This is a genomic window from Duganella sp. CT11-25 (assembly GCF_047302815.1).
In the GTDB taxonomy this organism is placed as follows: Bacteria; Pseudomonadota; Gammaproteobacteria; order Burkholderiales; family Burkholderiaceae_D; genus Rugamonas.
Map to the genome: position 1 here is coordinate 6,271,482 of NZ_JBKBFD010000001.1, position 25,090 is coordinate 6,296,571.

The following is a 25,090-nucleotide window of genomic DNA, read 5'->3' on the forward strand; positions in this document are numbered from 1 at the left end:
TAGAAAGTAAAGTTAAACAACGTTGGTACTGCTACTGCACGAGCGGTCCGGTACGGCGATGATCAACTTCCGCCGAACCAGTTATACCCCTGGTCTTCCCAATAGCCGCCAGGGTAGGTATTGGTCACAAAGATGGCTTGTATGTGTTTCGGATTCTTGTAGCCCAGCTTGGTGGGCATGCGCAGCTTCATCGGAAAGCCATAGCGCGGCGGCAAGGGCTGGTCGTTATAGGTCAGCGCCATCAGCGTTTGCGGATGCAGCGCGGTGGCCATGTCGATGCTGGTGAAATAGTCGTCGGCGCATTTGAAGCCGACGTATTTCGCGCTCAGGTCGGCGCCCACTTGACGCAGGAAATGCGAGAACGGCACGCCGCCCCATTTGCCGATGGCGCTCCAGCCCTCGACGCAGATATGCCGCGTGATCTGCGACTGCTGCGGCAACGCGCGCAACTGCTGCAGCGTCCACGGCTTGCGGTCGGCCATCATGCCGCTCAGTTCCAGGCGCCAGGCGTCGCCGTCGACCTCGCGGATCTCGTCTTCGCCGTAATAGGCGTTGAACGGGAACGGCTGGGTGATCATGGACTCGGGGTAGGTCGGCGCCAGGCGCGACGGATCGAACAGCACGCCCTGGACGCGGTCGTTGAAGCGCGAGATGCTGGTGAGCGCCTGGTCGATGCTGTCCTGGTCGTCGGTGGCGCAACCGGTGAGCAGGGTCAGTCCGCCCAGCGTCAGGCTGCGCTGCAGGAAGGCGCGGCGCGACGGCTGGGCGATGCGGCCGATGGCGTCCGCCAGCATGGCGGCGCCTTCGCCGGGAATGATGATCTCGCGTTTTTTAAACAGTTTCATATTGATTGATCCTCGTTCTGATGACTAGCGGCCGCGCAGCATGGCCAGCAGGGTGCGCGGCACCAGCGCCACCATCGCCAGGTGCACGACGATGAAGGCGCACAGGCCGGCCATGGCGAAAAAGTGCACGCGGCGCGCCGCTTCGTATCCACCCATCAGTTCGCGCAGCAGCGGAAATTGCACGGATTTCCACAGCACCAGCCCGGACAGCACCAGCACCACGCTGTCGACCATCACGAACAGGTAGGCCAGCCGTTGCACGCTGTTGTAGCTGCGCGGGTCGGCATGGGCCAGCTTGCCCTTCAGCGCGGCGCCCAGGTCGTGCAGCACCTGGCGCGGCGTGATCGGGAAGAACTGGCGCCGCAACCGGCCCGAGAATAGGTTGATCAGCAAATACAGGATGCCGTTGGCGACCAATAGCCACATCGCGGCGAAGTGCCATTGCAGCGCGCCGCCGAGCCAGCCGCCCAGCGTGATGCCGCGCGGGATGGTGAAGTCGAGAAAACGGGTGGCGTTGTAGATGCGCCAGCCGCTCGTGACCAGCAGCATGACGGCGATCGCGTTCAGCCAGTGCGTGAGACGCAACCAGACTGGATGTATCGGTGTATTTGTTCCAAGGGGTTTCATGTGCTAGCCTGCTTGTCGATGACCGTGACAGTGAATTCGCAGCGAGCCATGAATTGGTTACACGGCAGGTCGAATATTTTCGACGTAAATTTATTTGCTCAATGCTGTAACTTAAGGCGCCGATGCAACGAATACCTGAGGTGGATCTTTTACGCAGCACCGAATTACGCCTGCATGCCCTGTTCCTGCAGGGCGTGGAGGGCGACGCCCTGGCGTATCGTCGTTTCTTGCAGGCGACGGCGACGCATATCCGCGCCTTTCTGCGGCGGCGCCTGAGCCGCTGGCCGGACGAGGTGGAAGACCTGGTGCAGGAATCCCTGTTGGCGATCCATAATCAGCGCCTGAGCTACGACACCGGAGTGCCGTTGACGGCGTGGATCTATGCGATCGCCAGGTACAAGCTGATCGACTGGCTGCGCCGGCATGCGCGCCGCGATAGCCTGCACGATCCGCTGGACGATGCGCTTGCCGGCGAGAGCGCGTTGTTTTCCAACGCCGACGAGGAGGCCGGCAACGCGCGCCGCGATCTGGCCAAGCTGCTCGCGACATTGCCGGACAAGCAGCGCGACGCCATCATCCACACCAAGCTGGATGGCCTGTCGGTGCGCGAGGCGGCCGGCATGTTGCAGATGTCGGAGGCGGCGGTCAAGGTATCGGTGCACCGCGGCTTGAAAGCATTGGCAACCACCTTAAGGGATGCGACATGAAAACAGATGACTTGATCACGATGCTGGCCAGCGGCCCCGACGTCGGCGTCGCCGCCCGGCCGTTGCGCGTCACCGCGCTGCCGCTGCTTGGCGGCTTGTTCGCCAGCGTGGTGCTGATGCTGGTCCTGCTGGGCTTGCATCCGGATCTGGCCCGCGTGGCGTTGCTGCCGGCCTTCTGGGTGAAGCTGGTCTTTGCGGCGACGCTGGCCTGGGTGGGCTGGCGGGTGGTGAAACGCCTGTCCTTGCCGGGCGCGCGCATCGCCGCGCTGCCGATGTGGCTGGGCGGGCCGGTGCTGTTGCTGTGGTGCGCCGCAGGTGTGGTGCTGCTGCAGGCCGCGCCAGAGGTGCGCGCGGACCTGTTCTGGGGCCGCACCTGGCGCTATTGCCCGATCCTGATCGCGGTCTTGTCGCTGCCGGTGCTGGCCGCTACGCTGCACGTCATGCGCGGCCTGGCGCCGACCCGCCTGCGGCTGGCGGGCGCGGCGGCAGGCTTCGCCGCGGGCGCGGCGGCGGCCGTGGTGTATTGCCTGCACTGCCCGGAAATGAGCACGGTCTTTGTCGGCTTTTGGTACTTGTTGGGAATGCTGGTGCCGGCCGCGCTCGGGGCACTGATCGGGCCGCGCGTGCTGGCCTGGTAAATCGCGGCGATGTGACAATGTGTGATCGTCTGGGCGCGTGGGAGGACTATATTGTCAAGGCTTGCCAAGTGGCGGCGTGTCTTTCTAAAAAGAGAAAAAAATGAAAAATTACGATGCCTCTCAACAAGCGCTGTATCAACCCGAATTGTCGGCGACAGTTTTCGGCACGCGGCCGTTCAGCGCCGAAGGAATCTGTGCCGAGCTTGCGCGGCTTGCCTATACCCGTTTTGAAAACGGTGACGCGGACGAGGGCAAGCTCAGGCAGGCGCTGGAGGCGGCCGGCATGTCGGCGGTTGTCACCTTTGCGACCAAGCGTACCGGCACGCAGGGTTTTGGCGCCGTCGGCAGCGACGGCAAGATCTATATCGCCTTCCGGGGAACCCAGGCGGACGATCCCACCGACATCGGCGTCGATGCGGATCTGCGCCTGCGGTCATGGAAAGCCGGGGGCGAGGTCCATACCGGATTTTCGCAGGCGCTGGACAGTATCTGGGGCGCGGTCGAACAATGGCTGAAGCCCTACGATCCATCCAAGGTCTGGATCACCGGCCATAGCCTTGGCGCCGCGCTGGCCACGTTGGCGGCGTCGCTGGTTCCCGGTGCCACCCTGGTCACCTTCGGTTCGCCGCGCGTCGGCGACCATGTGTTTGCGGCGTTGTTCGCCCAGCGCGATGTGCGCCGCTATGTCGATTGCAGCGACGTCGTGACCATGGTTCCGCCGGAGCTGTTGGGCTACAAGCATGTCGGCGCGATCAGGTATATCGACCGGAACGGGGAATTCCAGGATTGGAACGAAGCGACGCCGGACGATCCGATTGACGACGATCGCTGGGAAGCCAGGGCGATCTATCTGGCGAAGCTGGCGTGGCGGCATGGAAATGTGGGCAGCCGGGGGCTGGCCGACCATGCCCCGGCCAATTATGTGCGCGCATTCTAGCCGCATCAGATTCTCAAAGTGGATCTTTGCATGGAAACGCTGGACGTCCGTGGGGTTGGAACATTGCTGAGAGGCGCGGAACATTGGGAATGTTCGCCGATCCAGCTCAATGGATCGATATTGAATATCGAATCCACCGCCGTTTCCCTTGACCAGGAAGAGCGTGCCCGCTGGATTTGCTTCAACTGGGAGCAACTGCTCACACTCTGCATGAACTACATTTCCCTGCGGCGCGGAGACTACGGCCTTGATGCGGTTTCCTTTGTCGACCCCAATGTATTTATCAACAGCGGCCAGGAGTGGAGCATCTATTTCGACACCGAACACGCTATCGATGCCATTGTCGGCGTCGATTTCCGGGGCGAGACCCCTTTCCAACTCACAATCGGCGATTGATAGCGCACAGTTTTTCTCATCTCCGGGCCAAAAATCGCTACAATTGGCGCCTAGGTGACGTTTACGTAAACGTCAAACAAAAGAATAGAGGAAAGACATGCAGATTCAAGACAATGTATTCATCGTGACCGGCGGCGCGTCGGGGCTGGGCGCGGCGACCGCGCGCATGATCGTGGAGGCGGGCGGCAAGGTGGTGCTGGCCGACGTGCAGGTGGACGCCGGCGAGGCGCTGGCCGCCGAACTCAAGGCTGTTTTCGTCAAGTGCGACGTGACCTCGGAAGCCGACGGCAAGGCCGTGGTGGAGGCGGCGACGGCGCTGGGCACGCTGCGCGGCCTGGTCAACTGCGCCGGCGTGGCGCCGGCCGTCAAGACCGTCGGCAAGGAAGGCCCGCACCCGCTGGATGTCTTCCAGCGCACCATCAACATCAACCTGGTCGGCACCTTCAACATGGCGCGCCTGGCGGCCGATGCGATGGGCAAGACCGCCGCAGCCGATAGCGGCGAGCGCGGCGTCATTATCAATACCGCCTCCGTCGCCGCCTACGACGGCCAGATCGGCCAGGCCGCCTACGCCGCCTCCAAGGCCGCCGTGGTCGGACTGACGCTACCGATGGCGCGTGACCTGTCGCGCAACGCGATCCGCGTGATGACCATCGCCCCCGGCATCTTCGAGACGCCGATGTTGATGGGCATGCCGACCGAGGTGCGCGATGCGCTCGGCGCCATGGTGCCGTTCCCGCCGCGCCTGGGCAAGCCGTCCGAGTATGCGCAGCTGGCCCGCGCCATCATCGAGAACACCATGCTGAACGGCGAAACCATCCGCCTCGACGGCGCGATCCGCATGCAGCCTAAGTAAAACCACCAAGCAAACGATTTACACGATTTCGTGTAGGATGCCAGAGTGATCGGGCGCGCGGCCCAGGCCGCGCGCCTTTTATTTTGGAGAGTCCATGATACGTTTGAAGACACTGGCGCTTTGCGTCGCATTGATGGGCGCCGCGCATGTGCCGGCTTATGCTCAACGCACCACGCCGGACGCCGCGCCGGAAATCGCCACCGGCTACAAGGAAAAAGCCGGCAAGTCCTCGCAAAAATTCATGGTGGCCGCGGCCAATCCGCTGGCCACGCAAGCCGGCTACGAGATGCTGAAGCAGGGCGGCGCCGCGATCGACGCGGCCATCGCCACCCAGCTGGTGCTGACCCTGGTTGAGCCGCAATCGTCGGGCATCGGCGGCGGTTCCTTCCTGATGTACTCGGACGGCAAGCGCGTGCAATCCTACGACGGCCGCGAAACCGCGCCGGCGGCGGCGGACGAGCACCTGTTCCAGGACAAGGACGGCAAGCCGGTCTCGCGCGAGACCGGCGTGATCGGCGGCCGCTCGGTCGGCGCGCCCGGCGTGCTGCGCATGCTGGAGCTGGCGCACAAGCAGCACGGCAAGCTGGCCTGGAAAAAGCTGTTCGTCCCGGCGATCAAGCTGGCCGAAAACGGTTTTGCCGTCAGCCCGCGCCTGAACGCGCTGATCTCCTACGATAAATACCTGGCGCGCGACCCGGTCGCCAGGGCCTACTTCTTCGACGCCGACGGCAAGCCGCGCCCGGTCGGCTACATCCTGAAGAACCCCGAGCTGGCGCGCACGCTGCACGACATCGCCGACGGCGGCGCCGACGCTTTCTACAAGGGTCGCATCGCCAACGACATCGCCGCCAAGGTGGCCGGCCATCCGACCAATCCCGGCAAGCTGACCGCCGCCGACATCGCCGGCTACCAGGCCAAGGAGCGCGCGCCCATCTGCAGCGACTACAAGGCCTGGACCGTGTGCGGCGCGCCGCCGCCTTCGTCCGGCGGCATCGCCATCGCGCAGATGCTGGGCATCCTGGAGGTGAAGGACATCAGCCCCTATAAGCCGGTCGACGGCCAGCTGACGGCCGAAGGCATCCACCTGTTCACCGAGGCCGGCCGCCTGGCCTACGCGGACCGCAACCGCTACGTCGCCGATACCGACTTCGTGCCGCTGCCGGGCAGGGGCGTGAGCGCCATGCTGGACAAGGGCTACCTCAAGCAGCGCGCCTCGCTGATCGGCGAGCAGTCGATGGGCCGCGCCAACTACGGCACGCCGGACACCATGCAGGTGGCCTGGGGCGCCGATACCGCGATCGACAAGCCGTCCACCTCGCACCTGGTGGCGGTGGACGCTTTCGGCGGCGGCCTGTCGATGACGACGTCGGTGGAAGACGCCTTCGGCGCGCGCCAGATGGTCGACGGCTTCATGCTGAATAACCAGCTGACCGACTTCTCCTTCGATTCGCAGGACGAGAACGGCCCGATCGCCAACCGCGTGCAGGCCGGAAAACGTCCGCGCAGCGCGATGTCGCCGACGCTGGTGTTCGACAAAGGCACGCACAAGCTGGTGCTGGCGACCGGCTCGCCGGGCGGTTCGGCCATCATCAACTACGTGGCCAAGGTGCTGGTCGGGACGCTGGACTGGAAGCTGGACGTGCAGCAGGCCATCAGCCTGCCCAATCTCGGCAGCCGCAACGGCCCGACCGAGCTGGAAGCGGGGCGCGTCAGCCGTGCCGTGGTCGCGCAGCTGAAGGCGCGCGGCCACGATATCCGCGAATACGAGCAGAATTCCGGCCTGCAGGGCATCCAGCGCCGCACCGTCGACGGCAAGCAGCAGTGGTTTGGCGGGGCCGATCCGCGCCGTGAAGGTGTAGTATTAGGCGACTAATCGGCGCCAAATCGCCCCCAAATCGCCCGGACCCTGCTAATCTTGTCGTATGGGAATTCAAAAGAAAACAGGCTTGATCCTGACGGGTGGAGGCGCCCGGGCCGCCTACCAGGTCGGCGTACTGCAGGCGATTTCGGCGATATTGTGGGAGGCCGGCTGGCCGCCGGCGCGTAATCCCTTCGAGATCATTTGCGGCACCTCGGCCGGCGCCATCAACGCCACGGCCCTGGCCTGCCGCGCCGACAACTTCGGCGAGGGCGTGCAGAAGCTGCTCGACGTCTGGCAGCATATCGAGGTCGAACAGGTCTACCGCGCCGATTCGCTGGGGGTGATCCGCTCCGGCGCGCGCTGGCTGTCCTTGCTGTCGTTCGGCTGGCTGCTGCGCAAATGGCGCGCCGCGCCGCCCGCCTCGCTGCTGGACAACACGCCGCTGGTCGGCCTGCTGCACCGCATGCTGGACCTGCCGCGCCTGGACGCGGTGCTGTCCGAAGGCCTGCTGCACGCGCTGGCCGTCACCGCCTCGTCCTACACGGCGGGCAACCACCTGACCTTCTACCAGACCGCCGCCGACATCGCGCCGTGGATACGCATGCAGCGCGTGGCGCTGCAGGACCAGATCGGCGTCGAGCATCTGCTGGCGTCGTCGGCGATCCCGTTCATCTTCCCGGCCACGCCGCTGTACATGGGCGGCCACCGCGAATACTGCGGCGACGGTTCGATGCGCCAGCTGGCGCCGATCTCGCCGGCCATCCACCTGGGCGCCTCCAAGGTGCTGGTGGTCGGCGCCGGCCGCCTGACCGAGCCGCCGCGCAGCGCCGCCGAGAAAAGCGCGGCCCGCTATCCGAGCCTGGCGCAGATCGCCGGCCACGCGATGTCGTCGATCTTCCTGGATAGTCTTGCGGTCGACATCGAGCGCTTGGAGCGCGTCAACAAGACCTTGTCCATGCTGCCGCCGGAGCTGCTGGAGCAGACCCCGCTCAAGCCGGTCAAGCTGCTGGTGATCGCGCCGTCGGAGCGCCTCGACGATATCGCCAGCCGCCACATCGGCAGCCTGCCGGCGCCGATCCGCACCATGTTGTCGGGCATCGGCGCCACCGAAACGCGCGGCGCGGCACTCGCTTCGTACCTGTTGTTCGAATCGACGTATACTTGCGAGTTGATCCGACTCGGCCAACGTGACACCCAGGCCCGAAAAGACGACGTATTGGCCTTCTTCGAATCCTGACATAACGGATCTCCTTTGCAGTGTTTTAAACGCCTTTGCCGCCGACTGCTGATGCCGGCCCTGCTGCTGTGGGGCCTGGGCATGGCCGCCGCATGGGCGGGGGCGCCGCCGCGCACGCTGCGCTTCGAGCAGCTCAGCGTCGAACATGGCCTGGCGCAGGAATCGGTGCTGGCCATTGCCCAGGACAAGCAGGGCTTCATCTGGCTCGGCACGCAGGCCGGCCTGACGCGCTTCGACGGCTACCGCACCATCACCTACAAGAGCGCCGTTTCCGACCCGCGCAGCCTGGGCGACAACTGGGTGCGGGTGCTGCACTTGGACCGCTCCGGCCAGCTGTGGGTGGGCACCGACGGCGGCCTGGATCGCTACGACGCCGCCACCAAGACCTTCACCCACTTCCTGCCGAACGAATCGGCGCAGCGCGGCAACGGCAACCGCCACGTGCGCGCCATCGCCGACGATGGGCTGGGCGGCCTGTGGGTCGCCAGCGCCGACGGCCTGCATCACTTCGACCCGTCCAGCAAGCGCTTCACCAGCTGGCACCACGATCCGGCCGATGCCGGCAGCCTGGCCAACGACCAGGTCAACGCGCTGGCGCGCGACGCCGCCGGCCGGCTGTGGGTCGGCACCGCGACGGGGCTGGACATGCTGGCGCCGGGCGCATCGCGCTTCCAGCACTATTCGATCGACGCCCGCGGCGACAGCAAGGCCAACGCCGTCGTCGCGCTGCAGGTCGACAGCGCGCAGACGCTGTGGGTCGGCACGCTGGGCGGATTGGAACAATGGCGCCTGCTGGGCGCCGAGCCGCAGCGCCGCCGTCTCGGTCCGCGCGAAGGGCTGGCGCCGGGGATCAGCATCACCACGCTGTACGAGGACGCCGAGACCAACGTCTGGGTGGGCTCGCAGGCCGATGGCCTGTTCCGCTGGCTGCCGGCGGAAAACCGGCTGGTGCAGTACCGCCACCAGTTCAGCGACACGCACAGCGTGGCCGACAACCAGGTCTCGGCGCTGTTCCGCGACCGCGTCGGCACTTTCTGGGTCGGCACCTGGAACGACGGCGTCAGCCGCGTCGACATGGGCAGCGGCGGCTTCGCGCGCATCGTGCGCCAGGCCGACATGCCCGACTCGCTGTCGGACAACAAGATCCGCGCCATCGTCCCGGACGGGCGCGGCCAGCTGTGGCTGGGCAGCAGCGGCGGCTTGAACCTGTATGACACCGTCAGCGGCACTAGCAAGGTGTGGCGCCACGATCCGCTGCGCGCCAATAGCCTGAGCGACGACCAGGTCACCGCGCTGTGGCGCGAGAAGAGCGGCAATATGTGGATCGGCGGGCGGGCCGGCGTCAACCACCTGAACCTGGCCACCGGCGCGGTCCGCGCCTTGTCCTTCGTGCGCGGCGACCCGGCCAGCGACACCATCCGCAACATCGTCGGCGACCGTGGCGGCGTGCTGTGGATCGCCTCGCGCGGCGGCCTGCACCGCCTCGATCCGCAGACCATGGAGGTGCGCACCTTCCGCCACGATCCGTCCGATCCCGCCAGCCTGGCCGACAACGTGGTGCGGCCCATCCTTGAAGACCGCCAAGGCCGGCTGTGGATAGGCACCTTCAACGGCCTCGATCTGCTGGACCGCAAGACCGGAAAATTCCGCCACTTCCGGCGCGACGCGGCCGATCCTTTCAGCCTCAGTCACGACGAGGTGCACTACCTGTACGAGGACGCGCGCGGCGCGATCTGGGTCGGCACGGCGGCGGGCCTGAACAAGATGGAGATCGCGGCCGACGGCGGCGTGCGTTTCCGCCGCTACCTGCGCAAGGACGGCATCGCCGACGACGCCGTCGCCTCGATCCTGCCGGACGATGCCGGCAACCTGTGGATGAGCACCAACAGCGGCCTGTCGCGGCTGAACATCGAGACGGGGCTGGTGCGCAACTACAGCGGCGCCGACGGCACCATCGAGGGCGCCTACTTCGATGGCGCCGCGTTGCGCACGCCGGACGGCACGCTGTACTTCGGCGGTTTCAACGGCATCACCGCGTTCTCGCCGCCGGAGGTGCGCGAGAACAGCGTGGCGCCGACCGTGGCCATCACCGATTTCCAGATCTTCAACAAGTCGCTCAAGCCGGGGCAGGGCGAGCATGCCGACGTGCTGAAGACCGCCATCGAGCACACCGGCGCGCTGACGCTGCTGGAAGCCGACTCGGTGTTCTCGCTGGAGTTCGCGGCGCTGCACTACGCGGCGCCGCAGCGCAACCGCTTCGCCTACCAGCTGCAGGGCTTCGACGAGGACTGGGTGGTGACCGATTCCACCAAGCGCTTCGCCACCTACACCAACCTCGATGCGGGCAAGTACGTGTTCCGCGTCAAGGCCGCCAACAAGGACGGCATCTGGAACGACAACGCGGCCACGCTGGAGATCACCATCCGGCCGCCGTTCTGGAAGACCTGGTGGTTCCGCAGCCTGCTGGCGCTGCTGGCGCTGGGCGGCGCCTATGCGGCCTACCATGCGCGCGTGCGCAGCCTGCGCCACCAGCAGCAGCGGCTGGAGCAGCTGGTCGGTTCGCGCACGGCGGAGGTCGAGCACAAGAACCAGCAGTTGCAGCAGCAGAAGCAGGAGCTGGAGCAGCGCCGCCTGGAAGCGGAGGCGCAGCGCGCCGAGGCCGAGCAGCGCCGCATCGATACCGAACGGCAGAAGGTGGAAGTCGAACGGCAGAAGGAAAACGTCGAGCAGGCGCACCGCAACATCTCGGTGCTGAGCGAGCTGGGGCGCGAGATGAGCGCCACGCTGGACATGGAAACCACCATGCGCACGCTGTACCGTCACGTGCACCATCTGATGAACGCGCAGATCTTCGGCATCGGCTTCGTGCGCGAGGAGGATGGCGTGATCGATTTCCCGTTCGCGATCGAAGGCGGCGTGCGCACCCTGCCTTACCAGCGCCGCCTGGATGAACCCAACCAGCTGGCCGTCTGGTGCCTGACGCAGCGTAAGCCGGTCTTCATCAACGACTTCCAGTCCGAGTACCGCGACTACATGGACGAATCGGGCCTGGAGGGCATGACACCGTGCGTGCGCGAGGACGGCGTGCCGGTGGCCCAGGCACATTCGATGATGTACGCGCCGCTGGTCATCAGCGACAAGGTGGTCGGCCTGCTGTGCGTGCAGAGCACGGAGCGCAACAGCTACCAGCGCGTGCACATGGACATGCTGCAGACGCTGGCCTCGCACGCCGCCGCCGGCCTGGAAAACGCACGCGCCTACCAGCAGCTGGAGGAGGCGATGCAGACGCTGCGCCAGACCCAGGCCCAGTTGGTGGCGCAGGAAAAGCAGGTGCGGCTGCATACCGAGGAACTGGCGCTGGCCAACCGGGCCTTGCAGGACAACGAGGAACGCCTGCGCTACGCCAAGCAGAAGGCGGAAGACGCGACCCGCCAGAAATCCGAATTCCTGGCCAATATGAGCCACGAGATGCGCACCCCGCTGGCCGGCGTGATCGGCATGCTGGGCTTCGCGCTGCGCGACGCGCGGCTGGCCGACAGCACGCGCGAGCAGATCCTGCGCGGCCAGGCCAATGCGCAGTCGCTGCTGTCGATCATCAACGACCTGCTGGATTTCTCCAAGATCGAGGCCGGCAAGCTGTCGATCGAGAACATCGACTTCTCGCTGTCGGCGGCGGTGGAAAACGTGGTCAGCCTGTTTGAAGAGCAGGCCGCCGCACACAGCGTCGGCTTCAGCCTGGAGTTCGGCGAAGGCTTGCCGCAGTTCGTGGTCGGCGATCCGACCCGCTTGCGGCAGGTGCTGGTCAACCTGGTCGGCAACGCCTTCAAGTTCACCCAGCAGGGTGCGGTGCGGATGCGGGTCGAGCGCGTGCCGCAGGAAGACGAGGGCGCGGCGCCGGCCGGGTACCAGGGAGCGCTCAACCGCATCCGCTTCACCGTGTCCGACACCGGCATCGGCATCGACGCCGACGCGATTCCGCGCCTGTTCCAGAAGTTCGAGCAGGCCGACGCCTCGACCACGCGCCGCTACGGCGGCACCGGCCTGGGTCTGGCGATCTGCCGCCAGCTGGTGGAGCTGATGGGCGGCGGCATCAACGCCGTCAGCATGCCGGGGCAGGGCAGCACCTTCATGTTCGAGCTGCCGCTGGCGAACGGCGTCGCGCCGCCGCTGGTGCCGCACGTGCCGCGCGAGCCGCACAGCCATCAGCTCAAGGTGCTGTGCGCCGAGGACTTCCCGACCAACCAGATCATCATCCGCATGATGCTGGAAGACCTGGGCCACAAGGTGGACATCGCCGCCAACGGCGCGCTGGCCGTCAAGGCCTGCTCGCTGACGCGCTACGACCTGATCCTGATGGACGGCCGCATGCCGGAAATGGACGGCGCCAGCGCCACCCGCATGATACGGTCCGGCGGCACCGAAGCGGCGCCGGTGCGCGACCAGGAACTGATGATCATCGCGCTGACCGCCAACGCCAGCGAGGAAGACCGCAGCCGCTACCTGGCCGCCGGCATGGACGACTTCCTCACCAAGCCGATCGACGAAGACAAGCTGCACTTCCAATTGAGCCGCGCCATCGAACGCCAACTGCAGCGTGGCTTCCAGTTGCCGCGCATGGAGCCGCGACGCAATCCGGCGCTCGGCACGCCCGAACTGGACGCGCTGTTCGGCGTCGCGCCGGCCGCGCTGGAGCCGGCCCGCATGGTCCAGCACAGCGGTGGCGCTAGCGATCTGAAAGTGCGCTTGCGGGCCGCCTTCAACCAGGACGCGCCGCTGCGGCTGGCGGATCTGGAGCATGCGCTGGCGCTGCGGGACGGCGAGGCCGCCAGCCGCCTGCTGCATGGCATGAAGGGCAGCGCCGGCTATCTGGAAGAGCAGGAGCTGCAGGCGCTGTGCGGCGAGCTGGAACTTGAGGCCGATCACGGCAATTGGGAGCGGGTGGCGGCCGCCATGCCGCAGCTGCGCAGCCTTCTGGCGCAAGTAGCAACAGCTAGCATTCTGTAAGGCGCAATCTATTGCGTCCAGGACGCTGCGGGCCGTGTTTATAATGTAAGATCATTACAAAGTGCCGTACTGAAATCACGTAAGGTAGTCGTTAATGGCACAGGGAGTCACATGAAAGTTCTGGTAGTCGACGATGATGTCGTCTCGCGCATGGTGTTGATGCATTTGATCGACAGCTGCGGCAAGTTCGACATTGTGGAAGCGGAAGATGGCGCGGATGCGTGGCAGCAGCTGGAGGGTGGCTTGCGGCCTGCCATCTGCTTCTGCGACCTGCGCATGCCGCGGCTGTCCGGCATGCAGTTGCTGCAGCGCGTCAAGGCCGATGCGGAAATCAGCGGCATGCCCTTCGTGCTGGTGACGTCGGCCAACGACAAGGACACCGTGCAGGAGGCCACCAATGCCGGCGCGGCCGGCTACATCGTCAAGCCTTTCCAGGCGGAGCAGGTGCGGGTGCACCTGGCGAACTTCCTCGACCAGGCGGCCAGCGGCTACGAACACCTGGCGGAGGAACCCGCCGCCACGCTGCGCCGGCTGGGCATCAACGGCGAGCGGCTGCTGGTATACCTGAGCGGTTTCCAGAACCAGCTGACCGCCGCCGCCGGCGATCTGGAAGTCATGCTGGGCAAGGGCGAGCAGCAGGAGGCGCAGGTGCGCATCGACCGCCTGCACGCCGGCTGCGTCACGCTCGGCTTGCACGGCGCCGCCACCGCGCTGAAAAGCTTCCCTCCCGCCCACCTGTCCAACGAGGCGGTGCAAGCGGTGCTGGCGGACGTGACCCGCGCCGTGGTCCAGCAATCTGGCCTGGTACGCGAGAGCGCCGCCGCCTGATGCGCTGATCCGGTTTTCGCTTGATGTTGAGATAGTTTAGGTTTAAAGTATCTGCTGCGTGAGCAGCGGGTACCGAACGACTTTCAACTTCAGGGCGACCATGACCAGCATATTGACAGCCAGTGCCTATACCGACCATTTCGCGCGCACGCATTTGCCGCCGCCCGAACTATGGCCGGAATTGCGCTTCGACCTGCCGGAATTGCAGTACGGCCCGCGCATCAATTGCGTGGCCGAGCTGCTGGGCGGCGCGCTGGCCGGCGGCGCCGGCGAACGGATCGCCATTCGCGGCGCCCAGCTCACGTGGACCTACGCGCAACTAGGGCAGCAGGTGGACCGCATCGCCCATGTGCTGCGCGGAGCGATGGGACTGGAGGCTGGCAACCGCGTGCTGCTGCGCGGCGCGAATAATCCGATGATGGCGGCTTGCGTCCTGGCGGTGATGAAGGCCGGCTGCATCGCGGTGCCGACCATGCCGCTGCTGCGCGCGCGCGAACTGGGCGCCATCGCCGGCAAGGCGGAGGTCAACGCCGTGCTGTGCGCCGACGGCCTGCGCGTGGAACTGGACGCCGCCACGCTGCCCGCCGCCGCGCGCGCGAACACGCTGTACTTCGGCGCCGATGCCATCCCGGGTTCGCTGGAGGCGCTGATGGCCGCGCAGCCTGCCGCATATGAGGCGGTGGACACGGCGGCGGACGACGTCTGCCTGATCAGCTTCACCTCCGGCACCACCGGCATCCCGAAAGGCACGATGCATTTCCATCGAGACGTGATGGCGATCTGCGACTGCTTCCCGCGCTCGGTGCTGCGTTCCCAGCCCGGCGACACCTTCATCGGCACCCCGCCGCTGGCCTTCACCTTCGGCCTTGGCGGCCTGCTGCTGTTCCCGCTGCGGGTGGGCGCGACCGCCGTGCTGTTGGAAAAGCTGACGCCGGAAACCCTGCTGAAAGCGATAGAGACGTATCGCGCGACAGTGTGCTTTACCGCGCCGACCTTCTACCGGCAGATGGCGGCGCTGGCCGACCGCTACGACCTGGCCAGCCTGCAGAAGACCGTATCGGCGGGCGAGGCGCTGCCGCTGGCGACGCGCGAGAGCTGGCGACAGGCGAGCGGGCTGTCGATGATCGACGGCATAGGCGCGACCGAGCTGCTGCACATCTTCATCTCGGCGGCGGGCGAGCAGGTGCGGCCCGGCGCGACCGGCAAGCCGGTGCCCGGCTACCAGGCCTGCATCCTCGACCAGGACGGCCGGCCGGTGGGGCCGGGCGTGATCGGACGGCTGGCGGTGAAGGGCCCGACCGGCTGCCGCTACCTGGCCGACGAGCGCCAGCGCGACTATGTGCTGAACGGCTGGAACCTGACCGGCGATGCGTATGAGATGGACGCGGACGGTTATTTCTATTACCGCTCGCGCACCGACGACATGATCATCTCGGCCGGCTACAACATCGCCGGGCCGGAGGTGGAGGATGCCCTGCTGCGCCATCCGGCGGTGGCGGAATGCGGCGTGATCGGCCGCGCGGACGAGGAGCGTGGGCAGATCGTGGAAGCGCACGTGGTGCTGAAGCCGGAGTTTGAAGCGTCGCCGGAACTGGCCCTGCAGCTGCAGGAGTTCGTCAAGGAACAGATCGCGCCGTATAAATATCCGCGCGCGATCAAGTTCCTGACCATGTTGCCGCGCACCGAGACAGGCAAGCTGCAGCGTTTTAAACTGAGAACCGAATGAATATTGTTTGCATAGGCGGAGGCCCGGCAGGTTTGTATTTCAGCCTGCTGATGAAGAAGCGGGACCCGTCCCACCGGATCACGGTGGTGGAGCGCAATCGTCCCTACGATACCTTCGGCTGGGGCGTGGTGTTTTCCGACCAGACGCTGGGCAACCTGATGAACGCCGACGAGCCGACCGCGCGCGCGATCCTGCAATCGTTCAACCACTGGGACGATATCGATGTTTTCTTCAAGGGGCGGAAGGTCACGTCCGGCGGCCACGGTTTTTGCGGCATCGGCCGCAAGCGGCTGCTGAACATCCTGCAGCAGCGCTGCGAGGAACTGGGCGTGTCGCTGGTGTTCGAGACCGACGTGCTGGACGACCAGGAGATCGCCGCGCGCTACGACGCCGATCTGGTGATCGCCTCGGACGGTTTGAACAGCCGCACCCGCGCGCGCTACGCCGACAGCTACCGGCCGCAGATCGAGCCGCGCCAGTGCCGCTTCGTGTGGCTGGGCACGCGCAAGAAGTTTGACGCCTTCACCTTCGCCTTCAAGCAAACGGAGCACGGCTGGTTCCAGGCCCACATCTACCAGTACGACAGCGACACCTCGACCTTCATCATCGAGACGCCGGAAAGCGTCTGGCGCGCCGCCGGCCTGGAGGAGATGAGCCAGGAGCAGGCGATCGCGTATTGCGAGCAGCTGTTTGCCGACCAGCTGGACGGACACAAGCTGATGTCCAATTCGGCGCACCTGCGCGGCTCCGGCATGTGGATCAAGTTTCCGCGCATCGTCTGCGGCAACTGGGTGCACTGGAACGTGGCGGGCGACAGGCGGGTGCCGGTGGTGCTGATGGGCGATGCCGCGCATTCGGCGCACTATTCGATCGGCTCCGGCACCAAGCTGGCGCTGGAGGACGCGATCGAACTGGCACGCTGCTTCGGCGCCCACGCCGATGCCGCCGCCGCGCTGTCCACCTACGAAGCGCTGCGCGCGGTGGAGGTGGTCAAGCTGCAAAGCGCGGCGCGCAACTCGATGGAGTGGTTCGAGAACGTCGAGCGCTACACGGCGATGGAAGCGCCGCAATTCGCCTATTCGATGCTGACGCGCAGCCAGCGCCTGTCGCACGAAAACCTGCGCCTGCGCGACGCCGCCTACGTGGCCGGCTACGAAAAATGGTTCGCCGCGCGCGCTTGCGAACAGGCCGGCCTGCCTGCGCCGGCCGCGTCCACGCCGCCGATGTTCACGCCGTTCAAGGTGCGCGGCGTCACGCTGAAGAACCGTATCCTGGTATCGCCGATGGCGCAGTACAGCGCCGTCGACGGCACAGTGGGCGACTATCACCTGGCGCACCTCGGCGCGCGCGCCATGGGCGGCGCGGCGATGGTGTTCGCCGAGATGACCTGCGTCTCCGCCGACGCGCGCATCACGCCGGTCTGTCCCGGCATGTACGCGCCAGAGCATACGCAAGCGTGGAAGCGGATTGTCGATTTCGTCCACCAGCACACGGATGCGAAGATCGCCCTGCAGCTTGGGCACGCGGGCGCCAAGGGTTCCACCCGCGCCATGTGGGACGGCATCGACCGGCCGCTGGACGGCGGCAACTGGCCGCTGTTCTCCGCCTCGCCGCAGCAGTACCTGGACGGCGTTTCGCAAACCGCGCGCGCGATGACGGCGGCGGACATGGCGCGCATCCAGGGCGATTTCATCCGCGCCACGCTGGCCGCCGACGCGGCGGGATTCGACTGGATCGAGCTGCACTGCGCGCATGGCTACCTGCTGTCGTCCTTCATCTCGCCGCTGACCAACCAGCGCGGCGACGAGTATGGAGGCAGCTTGGAAAACCGCTGCCGCTATCCGTTGCGGATATTCGCCGCGATGCGCGCGGCATGGCCTGCGCACAAGCCGATGAGCGTGCGCATTTCCGCGCACGACTGGGTCGAGGGCGGCATCACGCCGGACGACGCGGTGCTGATCGCCCGCCTGTTCAAGGCGGCCGGCGCCGACATGATCGATTGTTCCTCGGGCCAGGTCAGCAAGCGGGAGCAGCCGGTGTACGGCCGCATGTTCCAGACGCCGTTCGCGGACCGCATCCGCAACGAGGCGGGCATCGGCGCCATCGCGGTCGGTTCGATCTTCGAGGCCGATCACGCCAACGGCATCATCGCCGCCGGCCGCGCGGATTTGTGCGCGGTGGGCCGTCCGCACCTGGCCAACCCGGCCTGGACGCTGGCCGAAGCCGCACGCATCGGCTACACGGCCGTCGCCTGGCCCAAGCAGTACCTGGCGGGCAAGCAGCAGCTGGAGCGCAACCTGGAGCGCGAACGCCAGTTGGCCGCCGCCAGCAACGGCCTGACGCCGCAGCAAGTCGCCGCCAAACTGCTGGAGGGCTGACAGCATGAGCGAAACGCACAAGCCCGCCGTCGCCCGCGACGCCTACCACGCCCCCGGCGACGCCTATCTCGCACCCAGCGGCGGTGCCGCCGCCATGCGGCAGCCGCTGGCCGGCAAGCACGCGCTGGTCACCGGCGGTGCGCGCGGCATCGGCGCCGCCTGCGCGCAAGCCTTGCTGCTGCGCGGCGCCCGCGTGACGCTGGCCGGCCGCGACGCCCAGGCGCTGGCCGCTGCGGTCGCCGCCATGCGCGCACTGTGCGGCGACAAGGTCGCCATGACCGTGATCGACGTCACCGACGAAGTCTCGGTGCAGGCCGGTTTTGCGGAAGCCGCGCAGCGCTTCGGCCGCATCGATATTTTGATCAACAACGCCGGCCAGGCAGCGCCCGCGCCGTTCGCCAAGACCGACGCCGCGCTGTGGCGGCGCATGCTGGACGTGAACCTGACCGGCACCTTCCATTGCACGCAGGCGGCATTGCCCGGCATGCTGGAAGCGCAGTGGGGGCGCATCGTCAACGTGGCGTCAACCGCGGGCCTGATCGGCTATCGTTACGTGTCGGCCTACGTCGCCGCCAAGCACGGCGTGATCGGCCTGACGCGCGCGCTGGCGCTGGAAGTGGCGACCAAGGGCGTCACCGTCAACGCGGTCTGCCCCGGCTATACCGAAACCGACATCGTGCGCGACGCCGTCGCCAACATCGTCGCCAGGACCGGCCGCAGCGAAGACCAGGCGCGCGCCGAACTGGCCGCCGGCAATCCGCAAAAACGGCTGGTGCAAAGCGACGAGGTGGCCGGTACGGTCGCCTGGCTGTGCCTGCCCGAATCCGCAGCAATGAATGGACAATCCATCGCCGTCGCCGGCGGTGAAGTCATGTAAGAGGAAACTATGCAAGACGAAGAAGAAAACCTGGACCTGGCCAGCCGCCTGACGCAGGATCACCACCAGTCGCTCAAGCTGTGGCTGCGCATGCTGTCGTGCACCGTCAAGATCGAGAACGAGATCCGCAGCCGCCTGCGCGCCACCTTCGGCATCACGCTGCCGCGCTTTGACCTGATGGCGCAGCTGGAGCGCTACCCGCAAGGCCTGCGCATGGGTGAACTGTCCAAGCGCATGATGGTCACCGGCGGTAACATCACCGGCATCACCGACCAGCTGGAGCAGGAAAAGCTGGTGGTGCGCGTGTCCGATCCCAAGGATGGCCGCGCCTACAGCGTCAAGCTCACGCCGGCCGGCCGCAAGGCCTTCGCCACCATGGCCGCCGTGCACGAGAGCTGGATCGCCGAACTGCTGCAAGACCTGTCCGGCGCCGACAAGGGCAAGATGATCGAGCTGCTGTCGCAGATGAAGCAGCACCTGAACGCCTCGGACGAAAAATAAGGAATACACCATGCGATACCTTCCCGGCGAAGTGCAGCAACTGCCAGGCAACCGCGCCGCACTGGCCGATTACCGGGCCAGCCATTTCCTGTTCGAGGTCAGCGGCGGCGTCGCCACGCTGACGCTCAACCGTCCCGAGCGCAAGAATCCGCTGACCTTCGATTCCTACGCCGAGCTGCGCGACCTGTTCCGCGCGCTGGCCTATGCGGACGACGTCAAGGCTGTGGTGATCGCCGGCGCCGGCGAGAACTTCTGCTCCGGCGGCGACGTCCACGACATCATCGGTCCGCTGACCAAGCTGGATATGCCCGGCCTGCTGGCCTTCACGCGCATGACGGGCGACCTGGTGAAGGCGATACGCGCCTGCCCGCAGCCCATCGTCGCCGCAGTGGACGGCATCTGCGCCGGCGCCGGCGCGATCCTGGCGCTGGCGTCCGACATCCGCCTCGGCACGGCGCGCAGCAAGACGGCCTTCCTGTTCACGCGGGTCGGCCTGGCCGGCTGCGACATGGGCGCCTGCGCCTTGCTGCCGCGCGTGATCGGCCAGGGCCGCGCCGCCGAGCTGCTGTACACCGGACGCTCGATGTCCGGCGCGGAGGCGGAGCGCTGGGGCTTCTTCAACAGCCTGCAGGAACCGGAAGGCTTGCTGGACGCGGCGTACGACTTCGCGCAAAGCCTGGCCGACGGTCCGACCTTTGCCCACGGCATGACCAAGAAGATGCTGCAGCAGGAATGGAACATGGGCGTCGATGAAGCCATCGAGGCGGAAGCGCAGGCGCAGGCGATCTGCATGGCGACCAACGATTTCCATCGCGCCTATCACGCCTTCGTGGCCAAGCAAAAACCGGAATTCGAGGGCGACTGATGAGCGACAAGACTTACCTCGAATGGCCGTTCTTCGAGCCGCGCCACGCCGCGCTGGAGCAGGCGCTGGACGCCTGGGCCGCGCAGCATATCTCCCGGCATCACGAGGCCGATGTCGACGCGGCCTGCCGCCGGCTGGTGCGCCAGCTGGGCGAGGGCGGCTGGCTGCGGCACGCGGTCGGCGCCGCCGGCGAAGCGATCGACACCCGCGCCATCTGCCTGATCCGTGAAACGCTGGCGCGCCACAACGGCCTGGCCGATTTCGCCTTCGCCATGCAGGGGCTGGGTTCCGGCGCCATCAGCCTGTTCGGCAGCGCCGCCAACCGCGACGAGTACCTGCCGCGCGTCGCGGGCGGCGAGGCGATCGCCGCCTTCGCGCTGTCCGAACCGCAGGCCGGGTCCGACGTCGCCGCCATGCAGTGCGCGGCGGTGGCGGATGGCGACCACTATCTGCTCAACGGCGAGAAGACCTGGATCTCCAACGGCGGCATCGCCGATTTCTACGTGGTGTTCGCGCGCACCGGTGAACAGCCGGGGGCGCGCGGCATCAGCGCCTTCATCGTCGACGCGGGCACGCCGGGCTTCGAGATCGCCGAGCGCATCCAGGTGATCGCGCCGCATCCGCTGGCGCGCCTGGTGTTCAAGGATTGCCGCATCCCGGCCGGCAAGCGGCTGGGCGAGGCGGGGCAGGGCTTCAAGGTGGCGATGGCGACGCTCGACGTGTTCCGCACCTCGGTGGCCGCCGCCGCGCTGGGCTTCGCGCGGCGCGCGCTGGACGAGGCGCTGGCGCACGCCACGCAGCGCAAGATGTTCGGCCAGATGCTGTCCGAGTTCCAGATGACGCAGGCCAAGCTGGCCGGCATGGCGACCGGCATCGACGGCGCCGCGCTGCTGACCTACCGCGCCGCCTGGCAGCGCGACCAGGGCCGCAAGGTCACGAAAGAGGCGGCGATGGCCAAGATGAACGCCACCGAGACCGCGCAGCAGGTGATCGACGCCGCGCTGCAGATGTTCGGCGGCCTGGGCGTGGTGAGCGAGCAGCCGGTCGAGCGGCTGTACCGCGAGATCCGCGCGCTGCGCATCTACGAAGGCGCGACCGAGGTACAGCAACTGATCATCGCGCGCGAGCTGCTGCGCGATGCCAACCACAAGGAACAATGATGGACTTTCTTCAACCGCCGGGCTGGGCGCGGCCGCGTGGCTATTCCAACGGCGTCGCCGCCAGCGGCCGCACGGTCTGCGTCAGCGGCATGATAGGCTGGGACGGGCAGGGCGTGTTCCACACCGACGATTTCGCCGGCCAGGTGCGGCAGGCGCTGCGGAACATCGTCGCCGTGCTGGCCGAGGCCGACGCCCGGCCGGAGCACATCGTGCGCATGACCTGGTACGTGCTCGATAAGCAGGAATATGTGGCGGCCTACAAGGAGATCGGCGCCGCCTACCGCGAGCTGATCGGCGCGCACTATCCGGCCATGACGGCGGTGCAGGTGATGGCGCTGGTCGAGGACCGGGCGCGGGTGGAGATCGAAGTCACCGCCGTCATCCCGGCGGTGTAAAAAAGATAAAATTTGTATTTATGCCTGCTATATTAAGTAAGCCAGCCGGCAGACCAGCTCCAGAGCACCGACAGCCCGACTGTTGTTCGCCCGCCCAGGCGTGCCCGCTGTTTTTCTCTTAAAAAATGTAAGATGCTGGTTTGTTAAGTTAAATTACTTTAATATTAATAACAATAATTTATTGTTAGGAGTAGTGCATGATACGCAAATTGATTTCCGTGGCGGCGTGCGTGGCCGGCATGCTGGGCGCCCCGGCCGCTTTTGCGGCGGCAAGTTCGGCCGTGACCGAGTTGGACGTGGCCGCGCTGACGGCGTCGCTGAGCAGCCAGTCCCTGAGTTTCGGCGGCTGGACCTACCGCAGCCTGAGCGATGCGGACAACGGCGGCAGTTTCTCCCAGACCGTCTCGCCGACGGCGTTTTCCGATGCCGATGTGCCGGGCGTCGCCGCCCTGACCACGCTGGGGCACGCACAAGCGAACTCCAGCGGCGGCAAGGCCGTCGCCACGATGGACCTGATCAGCGACTTTTCGCTGGCGGCCGGTGCGCACCTGAGCTTTTACGTACCGTACTCGATCACCCTGCACACCGGCCAGCTGGCCGACGTCAACAGCGGCAACGTGTTCTTTGAAGTGAAAAACACCTTCAACAACAGCGTGGTGTACAACCAGGACATCACGTTCGGCACCGGCGACCTGCGATACCACGTGGTCGGCAGCACCGACGGCCAGGCCAACAGCATCCTGGTCGACTTCTACAACGGCACCGGCGCCACCGCCAACTACACGTTCTTCGGCCACGTCAACGCCACCAGCAACGCGGTCTACGCGCCGGCGGTGCCGGAGCCGGAAACGTATGCGATGTTGCTCGCTGGCATGGCCGTGCTGGGCGTCATGGCGCGCCGCCGCATTTCCTAGTCCTTGTCCGACCGCCGGGAGACGCCCGTCTCCCGGCCCACTTCCGGCACCACCCCGGTACGCTTGGAAAATTTTGCAAAAGACAAACGCATTTACACGCTAGAATAACTACGTTGCAGCGCGTCAAATTGCCGTTTATAAACACTACTTTTGCTATGGCAACGCGCCCGCGCTGCCCAGCCTGACCGATGACCAAGAACTTTATCTCACATCAAACCTATCGTCCGGACATAGACGGCTTGCGCGCGCTGGCGGTGCTGCCGGTCGTGCTGTTCCACATCGGCTTTCCGGGCTTTTTCGGCGGCTTCATCGGGGTGGACGTATTTTTCGTCATTTCCGGCTACCTGATCACCGGCATCCTGGCGCGCGAGCTGCGCAACGGCGACTTCTCCATCATCCGCTTCTACCGCCGCCGGGCGATCCGCATCTTCCCGGCGCTGTTCGCCATGCTGGCGGTGACCACCGTGCTGGCCGTGCTGACCATGCTGCCGGAGGAGTTGCGGCGCTACGGCAACTCGCTGCTGTCGACCGCCACCTTCGTCTCGAATATCCTGTTCTACAGCGAAAGCGGCTATTTCGCGCCGGATGCGCACTCCAAGGTCTTGCTGCACACCTGGTCGCTGGCGGTGGAGGAACAGTTCTACCTGTTCTGGCCGGTCGTGCTGGCGGTGCTGCACGCGCGCGCCCAGTCCAGCGTGCGCTGGATCGCCGCCGTCATCACCGTGGTCTCGCTGGCGTTCTCGATCTGGTGGCTGAAGGTCGATCCGTCCGGCACCTTCTACCTGATTCCGTCGCGCGCCTGGGAGTTGATGATCGGCGCCCTGCTGGCGGTGGTGCCGGCGCTGCCGGCGCGCCACCGCGCGCTGCGCGAAGTGCTGGCCGGCGGCGGCGTGCTGGCGATCCTGATCGGCGTCAAGTTCTACAACGGCGGCGTGCCGTTCCCCGGCGCCAGCGCCTTGCTGCCGTGCCTGGGCGCGGCGGCCATCATCGGCGCCGGCACGGCCGGCACCTCGCTGGCCGGCCGCCTGCTGTCGTGGAAGCCGGTGGTGTTCATCGGCCAGATTTCGTTCTCGCTCTACCTGTGGCACTGGCCGGTGATCGTCTTCACCCAGATCGGCCTGATGATGGAGCCGACCTGGCCGGTGCGCATCGCCGAGCTGGCGCTGTCGCTGCTGCTGGCGGTGCTGTCCTGGCGCTACGTCGAGCAGCCGTTCCGCGTCGGCGCCAACGACTACAGCAACAAGAAGGTGTTCCAGGGCGCGTTTGCCGCGATGGCCGCGACGATGGCGTTCGGCCTGACCTTCGCGTTCAGCGGCGGCTTGCCGGCCCGCTACAACGACCAGCAGCTGGCGATGGCCAAGTACGAGACCTACGACGGCGACCATGTCTACCGCGGCGGCACCTGCTTCATCGTCGACGGCCAGGGCCGCTACGACCCGCAGGTCTGCCTGGGCCAGAGCGCGCAGCGCAGCAAGTCGCTGCTGGTGGTGGGCGACAGCCACGCCGCCCAGCTGTGGCCCGGCCTGCACCAGGTCGCCACCGACTACAATGTCCTGCAGGCAACACAGACCGGTTGCCGGCCCGTGCTGACCAACACGCCGGCGTCCAGGCGGTTGCCGTGCGAGCAATTGTTCCGCAAGGTGCTGGAAACCTGGCTGCCCGAGCATCCGGTGCAGCTGGTGATCCTGGCGGGCCGCTGGGCGCCGTCCGACCTGCCCGACCTGGCCGCGACGGTGGCGCTGGCCAAGCGCCACGCGCAGGTGGTGATGGTGGTGGGGCCGATTCCGCAATACGCCAGCAGCCTGCCGCGCGTGCTGGTACGCAACGACGGCCATCCCGAGCGCATCGCCAGCAGCGTGGTCAGCGGTCCGTTCGCGCTGGATCCGCTGATGCGCAAGACGGCGACGGCGGCGGGCGCGCAATATTTCTCGCTGATCGAGCAGTTGTGCCACGGCAAGGAGTGCCGCACCCTGGCGGCGGCCGGCGTGCCGATGCAGTTCGACTACGGCCATTTGACCGAGCAGGGCTCGGCGGTGGTCGCGGCCATGCTGCTCAATCCGGTACAAGGCAAGATGGCCAGCTCCGGCGCGTCCGGCGCGCCCTGAGCCCGGCATGAGGGGAGGGGGATGGTCCCCCCGACTGGAATCGAACCAGTATCCCACGCTTAGGAGGCATGTGCACTATCCATTGTGCTACGGGGAGGACGCGGCGCAATTATAGCCGCGACTCGCCAAGAATTGGTAATGGAAGGGCGTCTATCGGTACAATGCTGGCTTCATTCATCTAATCGTTGCCGTTTTCGCCCATCCGGCGCAGCGGGCGAGCACCTTAAGTTCAC

General features: G+C 66.3%; 20 protein-coding genes and 1 tRNA gene. 18 read left to right on the top strand and 3 right to left on the bottom strand.

Going from position 1 to position 25,090, the window contains the following annotated elements; all coding sequences use genetic code 11:
- Positions 1-62: 62 nt before the first annotated feature.
- Both ACEN9F_RS27225 and ACEN9F_RS27230 read right to left on the bottom strand, forming a co-directional pair.
- Positions 63-845 (bottom strand): molybdopterin-binding protein, encoded by a 783-nt coding sequence (locus ACEN9F_RS27225; protein ID WP_413425202.1) that lies wholly within the window; start codon positions 843-845, stop codon positions 63-65.
- Positions 846-869: 24 nt separating this feature from the next.
- Positions 870-1,472, bottom strand: coding sequence for a cytochrome b/b6 domain-containing protein (locus ACEN9F_RS27230; RefSeq protein ID WP_413425204.1), 603 nt, complete (start codon positions 1,470-1,472; stop codon positions 870-872).
- Positions 1,473-1,594: 122 nt separating this feature from the next.
- Between ACEN9F_RS27230 and ACEN9F_RS27235 the strand changes: the two genes are divergently transcribed.
- The 18 genes from ACEN9F_RS27235 to ACEN9F_RS27320 all read left to right on the top strand — a co-directional run bounded on the left by ACEN9F_RS27235 (position 1,595) and on the right by ACEN9F_RS27320 (position 24,857).
- Positions 1,595-2,179 (top strand): sigma-70 family RNA polymerase sigma factor, encoded by a 585-nt coding sequence (locus ACEN9F_RS27235; protein WP_413425206.1) that lies wholly within the window; start codon positions 1,595-1,597, stop codon positions 2,177-2,179.
- A complete protein-coding gene (locus tag ACEN9F_RS27240; protein ID WP_413425208.1) occupies positions 2,176-2,817 on the top strand; it encodes an NrsF family protein in 642 nt (213 codons plus the stop codon). The genes ACEN9F_RS27235 and ACEN9F_RS27240 overlap by 4 nt, the downstream gene beginning before the upstream one ends.
- Before the next feature lie 100 nt (positions 2,818-2,917).
- Entirely contained in the window at positions 2,918-3,754 is an 837-nt protein-coding gene (locus ACEN9F_RS27245) for a lipase family protein (protein WP_413425210.1), read from the top strand.
- A gap of 30 nt (positions 3,755-3,784) precedes the next feature.
- On the top strand, positions 3,785-4,150 hold the full coding sequence (locus ACEN9F_RS27250) for a hypothetical protein (protein WP_413425212.1): 366 nt from the start codon (positions 3,785-3,787) through the stop codon (positions 4,148-4,150).
- Between the two features lie 97 nt (positions 4,151-4,247).
- Positions 4,248-5,006, top strand: coding sequence for an SDR family NAD(P)-dependent oxidoreductase (locus tag ACEN9F_RS27255; RefSeq protein ID WP_413425214.1), 759 nt, complete (start codon positions 4,248-4,250; stop codon positions 5,004-5,006).
- Between the two features lie 94 nt (positions 5,007-5,100).
- Complete coding sequence (gene ggt / locus ACEN9F_RS27260) at positions 5,101-6,879, top strand: gamma-glutamyltransferase (protein WP_413425215.1); 1,779 nt, start codon at positions 5,101-5,103, stop codon at positions 6,877-6,879.
- 49 nt (positions 6,880-6,928) lie between these two features.
- Complete coding sequence (locus ACEN9F_RS27265) at positions 6,929-8,104, top strand: patatin-like phospholipase family protein (RefSeq protein ID WP_413425217.1); 1,176 nt, start codon at positions 6,929-6,931, stop codon at positions 8,102-8,104.
- A 51-nt stretch (positions 8,105-8,155) separates the two neighbouring features.
- Entirely contained in the window at positions 8,156-13,108 is a 4,953-nt protein-coding gene (locus ACEN9F_RS27270; RefSeq protein ID WP_413425219.1) for a two-component regulator propeller domain-containing protein, read from the top strand.
- A gap of 111 nt (positions 13,109-13,219) precedes the next feature.
- Entirely contained in the window at positions 13,220-13,936 is a 717-nt protein-coding gene (locus tag ACEN9F_RS27275; protein ID WP_413425221.1) for a response regulator, read from the top strand.
- A 100-nt stretch (positions 13,937-14,036) separates the two neighbouring features.
- Entirely contained in the window at positions 14,037-15,662 is a 1,626-nt protein-coding gene (locus tag ACEN9F_RS27280; RefSeq protein ID WP_413425223.1) for an AMP-binding protein, read from the top strand.
- Positions 15,659-18,040 (top strand): bifunctional salicylyl-CoA 5-hydroxylase/oxidoreductase, encoded by a 2,382-nt coding sequence (locus ACEN9F_RS27285; protein WP_413425225.1) that lies wholly within the window; start codon positions 15,659-15,661, stop codon positions 18,038-18,040. Before ACEN9F_RS27280 ends, ACEN9F_RS27285 begins: the two co-directional genes overlap by 4 nt.
- A 94-nt stretch (positions 18,041-18,134) precedes the next feature.
- Positions 18,135-18,917 carry an SDR family NAD(P)-dependent oxidoreductase gene (locus ACEN9F_RS27290; RefSeq protein ID WP_413427192.1) on the top strand — a complete coding sequence of 261 codons (783 nt, stop codon included), beginning with the start codon at positions 18,135-18,137 and terminating at the stop codon, positions 18,915-18,917.
- Positions 18,918-18,926: 9 nt separating this feature from the next.
- Complete coding sequence (locus tag ACEN9F_RS27295) at positions 18,927-19,418, top strand: MarR family winged helix-turn-helix transcriptional regulator (RefSeq protein WP_413425227.1); 492 nt, start codon at positions 18,927-18,929, stop codon at positions 19,416-19,418.
- Positions 19,419-19,428: 10 nt separating this feature from the next.
- Positions 19,429-20,283: an enoyl-CoA hydratase family protein gene (locus ACEN9F_RS27300; RefSeq protein WP_413425229.1), complete on the top strand. Its 855-nt coding sequence runs from the start codon at positions 19,429-19,431 to the stop codon at positions 20,281-20,283.
- On the top strand, positions 20,283-21,443 hold the full coding sequence (locus tag ACEN9F_RS27305; protein WP_413425231.1) for an acyl-CoA dehydrogenase family protein: 1,161 nt from the start codon (positions 20,283-20,285) through the stop codon (positions 21,441-21,443). Before ACEN9F_RS27300 ends, ACEN9F_RS27305 begins: the two co-directional genes overlap by 1 nt.
- Positions 21,443-21,838 (top strand): RidA family protein, encoded by a 396-nt coding sequence (locus ACEN9F_RS27310; RefSeq protein WP_413425233.1) that lies wholly within the window; start codon positions 21,443-21,445, stop codon positions 21,836-21,838. Before ACEN9F_RS27305 ends, ACEN9F_RS27310 begins: the two co-directional genes overlap by 1 nt.
- A gap of 197 nt (positions 21,839-22,035) precedes the next feature.
- A complete protein-coding gene (locus ACEN9F_RS27315; RefSeq protein ID WP_413425235.1) occupies positions 22,036-22,752 on the top strand; it encodes a PEP-CTERM sorting domain-containing protein in 717 nt (238 codons plus the stop codon).
- Positions 22,753-22,940: 188 nt separating this feature from the next.
- Entirely contained in the window at positions 22,941-24,857 is a 1,917-nt protein-coding gene (locus tag ACEN9F_RS27320; protein WP_413425237.1) for an acyltransferase family protein, read from the top strand.
- A gap of 22 nt (positions 24,858-24,879) precedes the next feature.
- Here ACEN9F_RS27320 and ACEN9F_RS27325 read toward each other — a convergent pair.
- Positions 24,880-24,954: transfer RNA gene (locus tag ACEN9F_RS27325), tRNA-Arg, on the bottom strand.
- Positions 24,955-25,090: the final 136 nt, after the last annotated feature.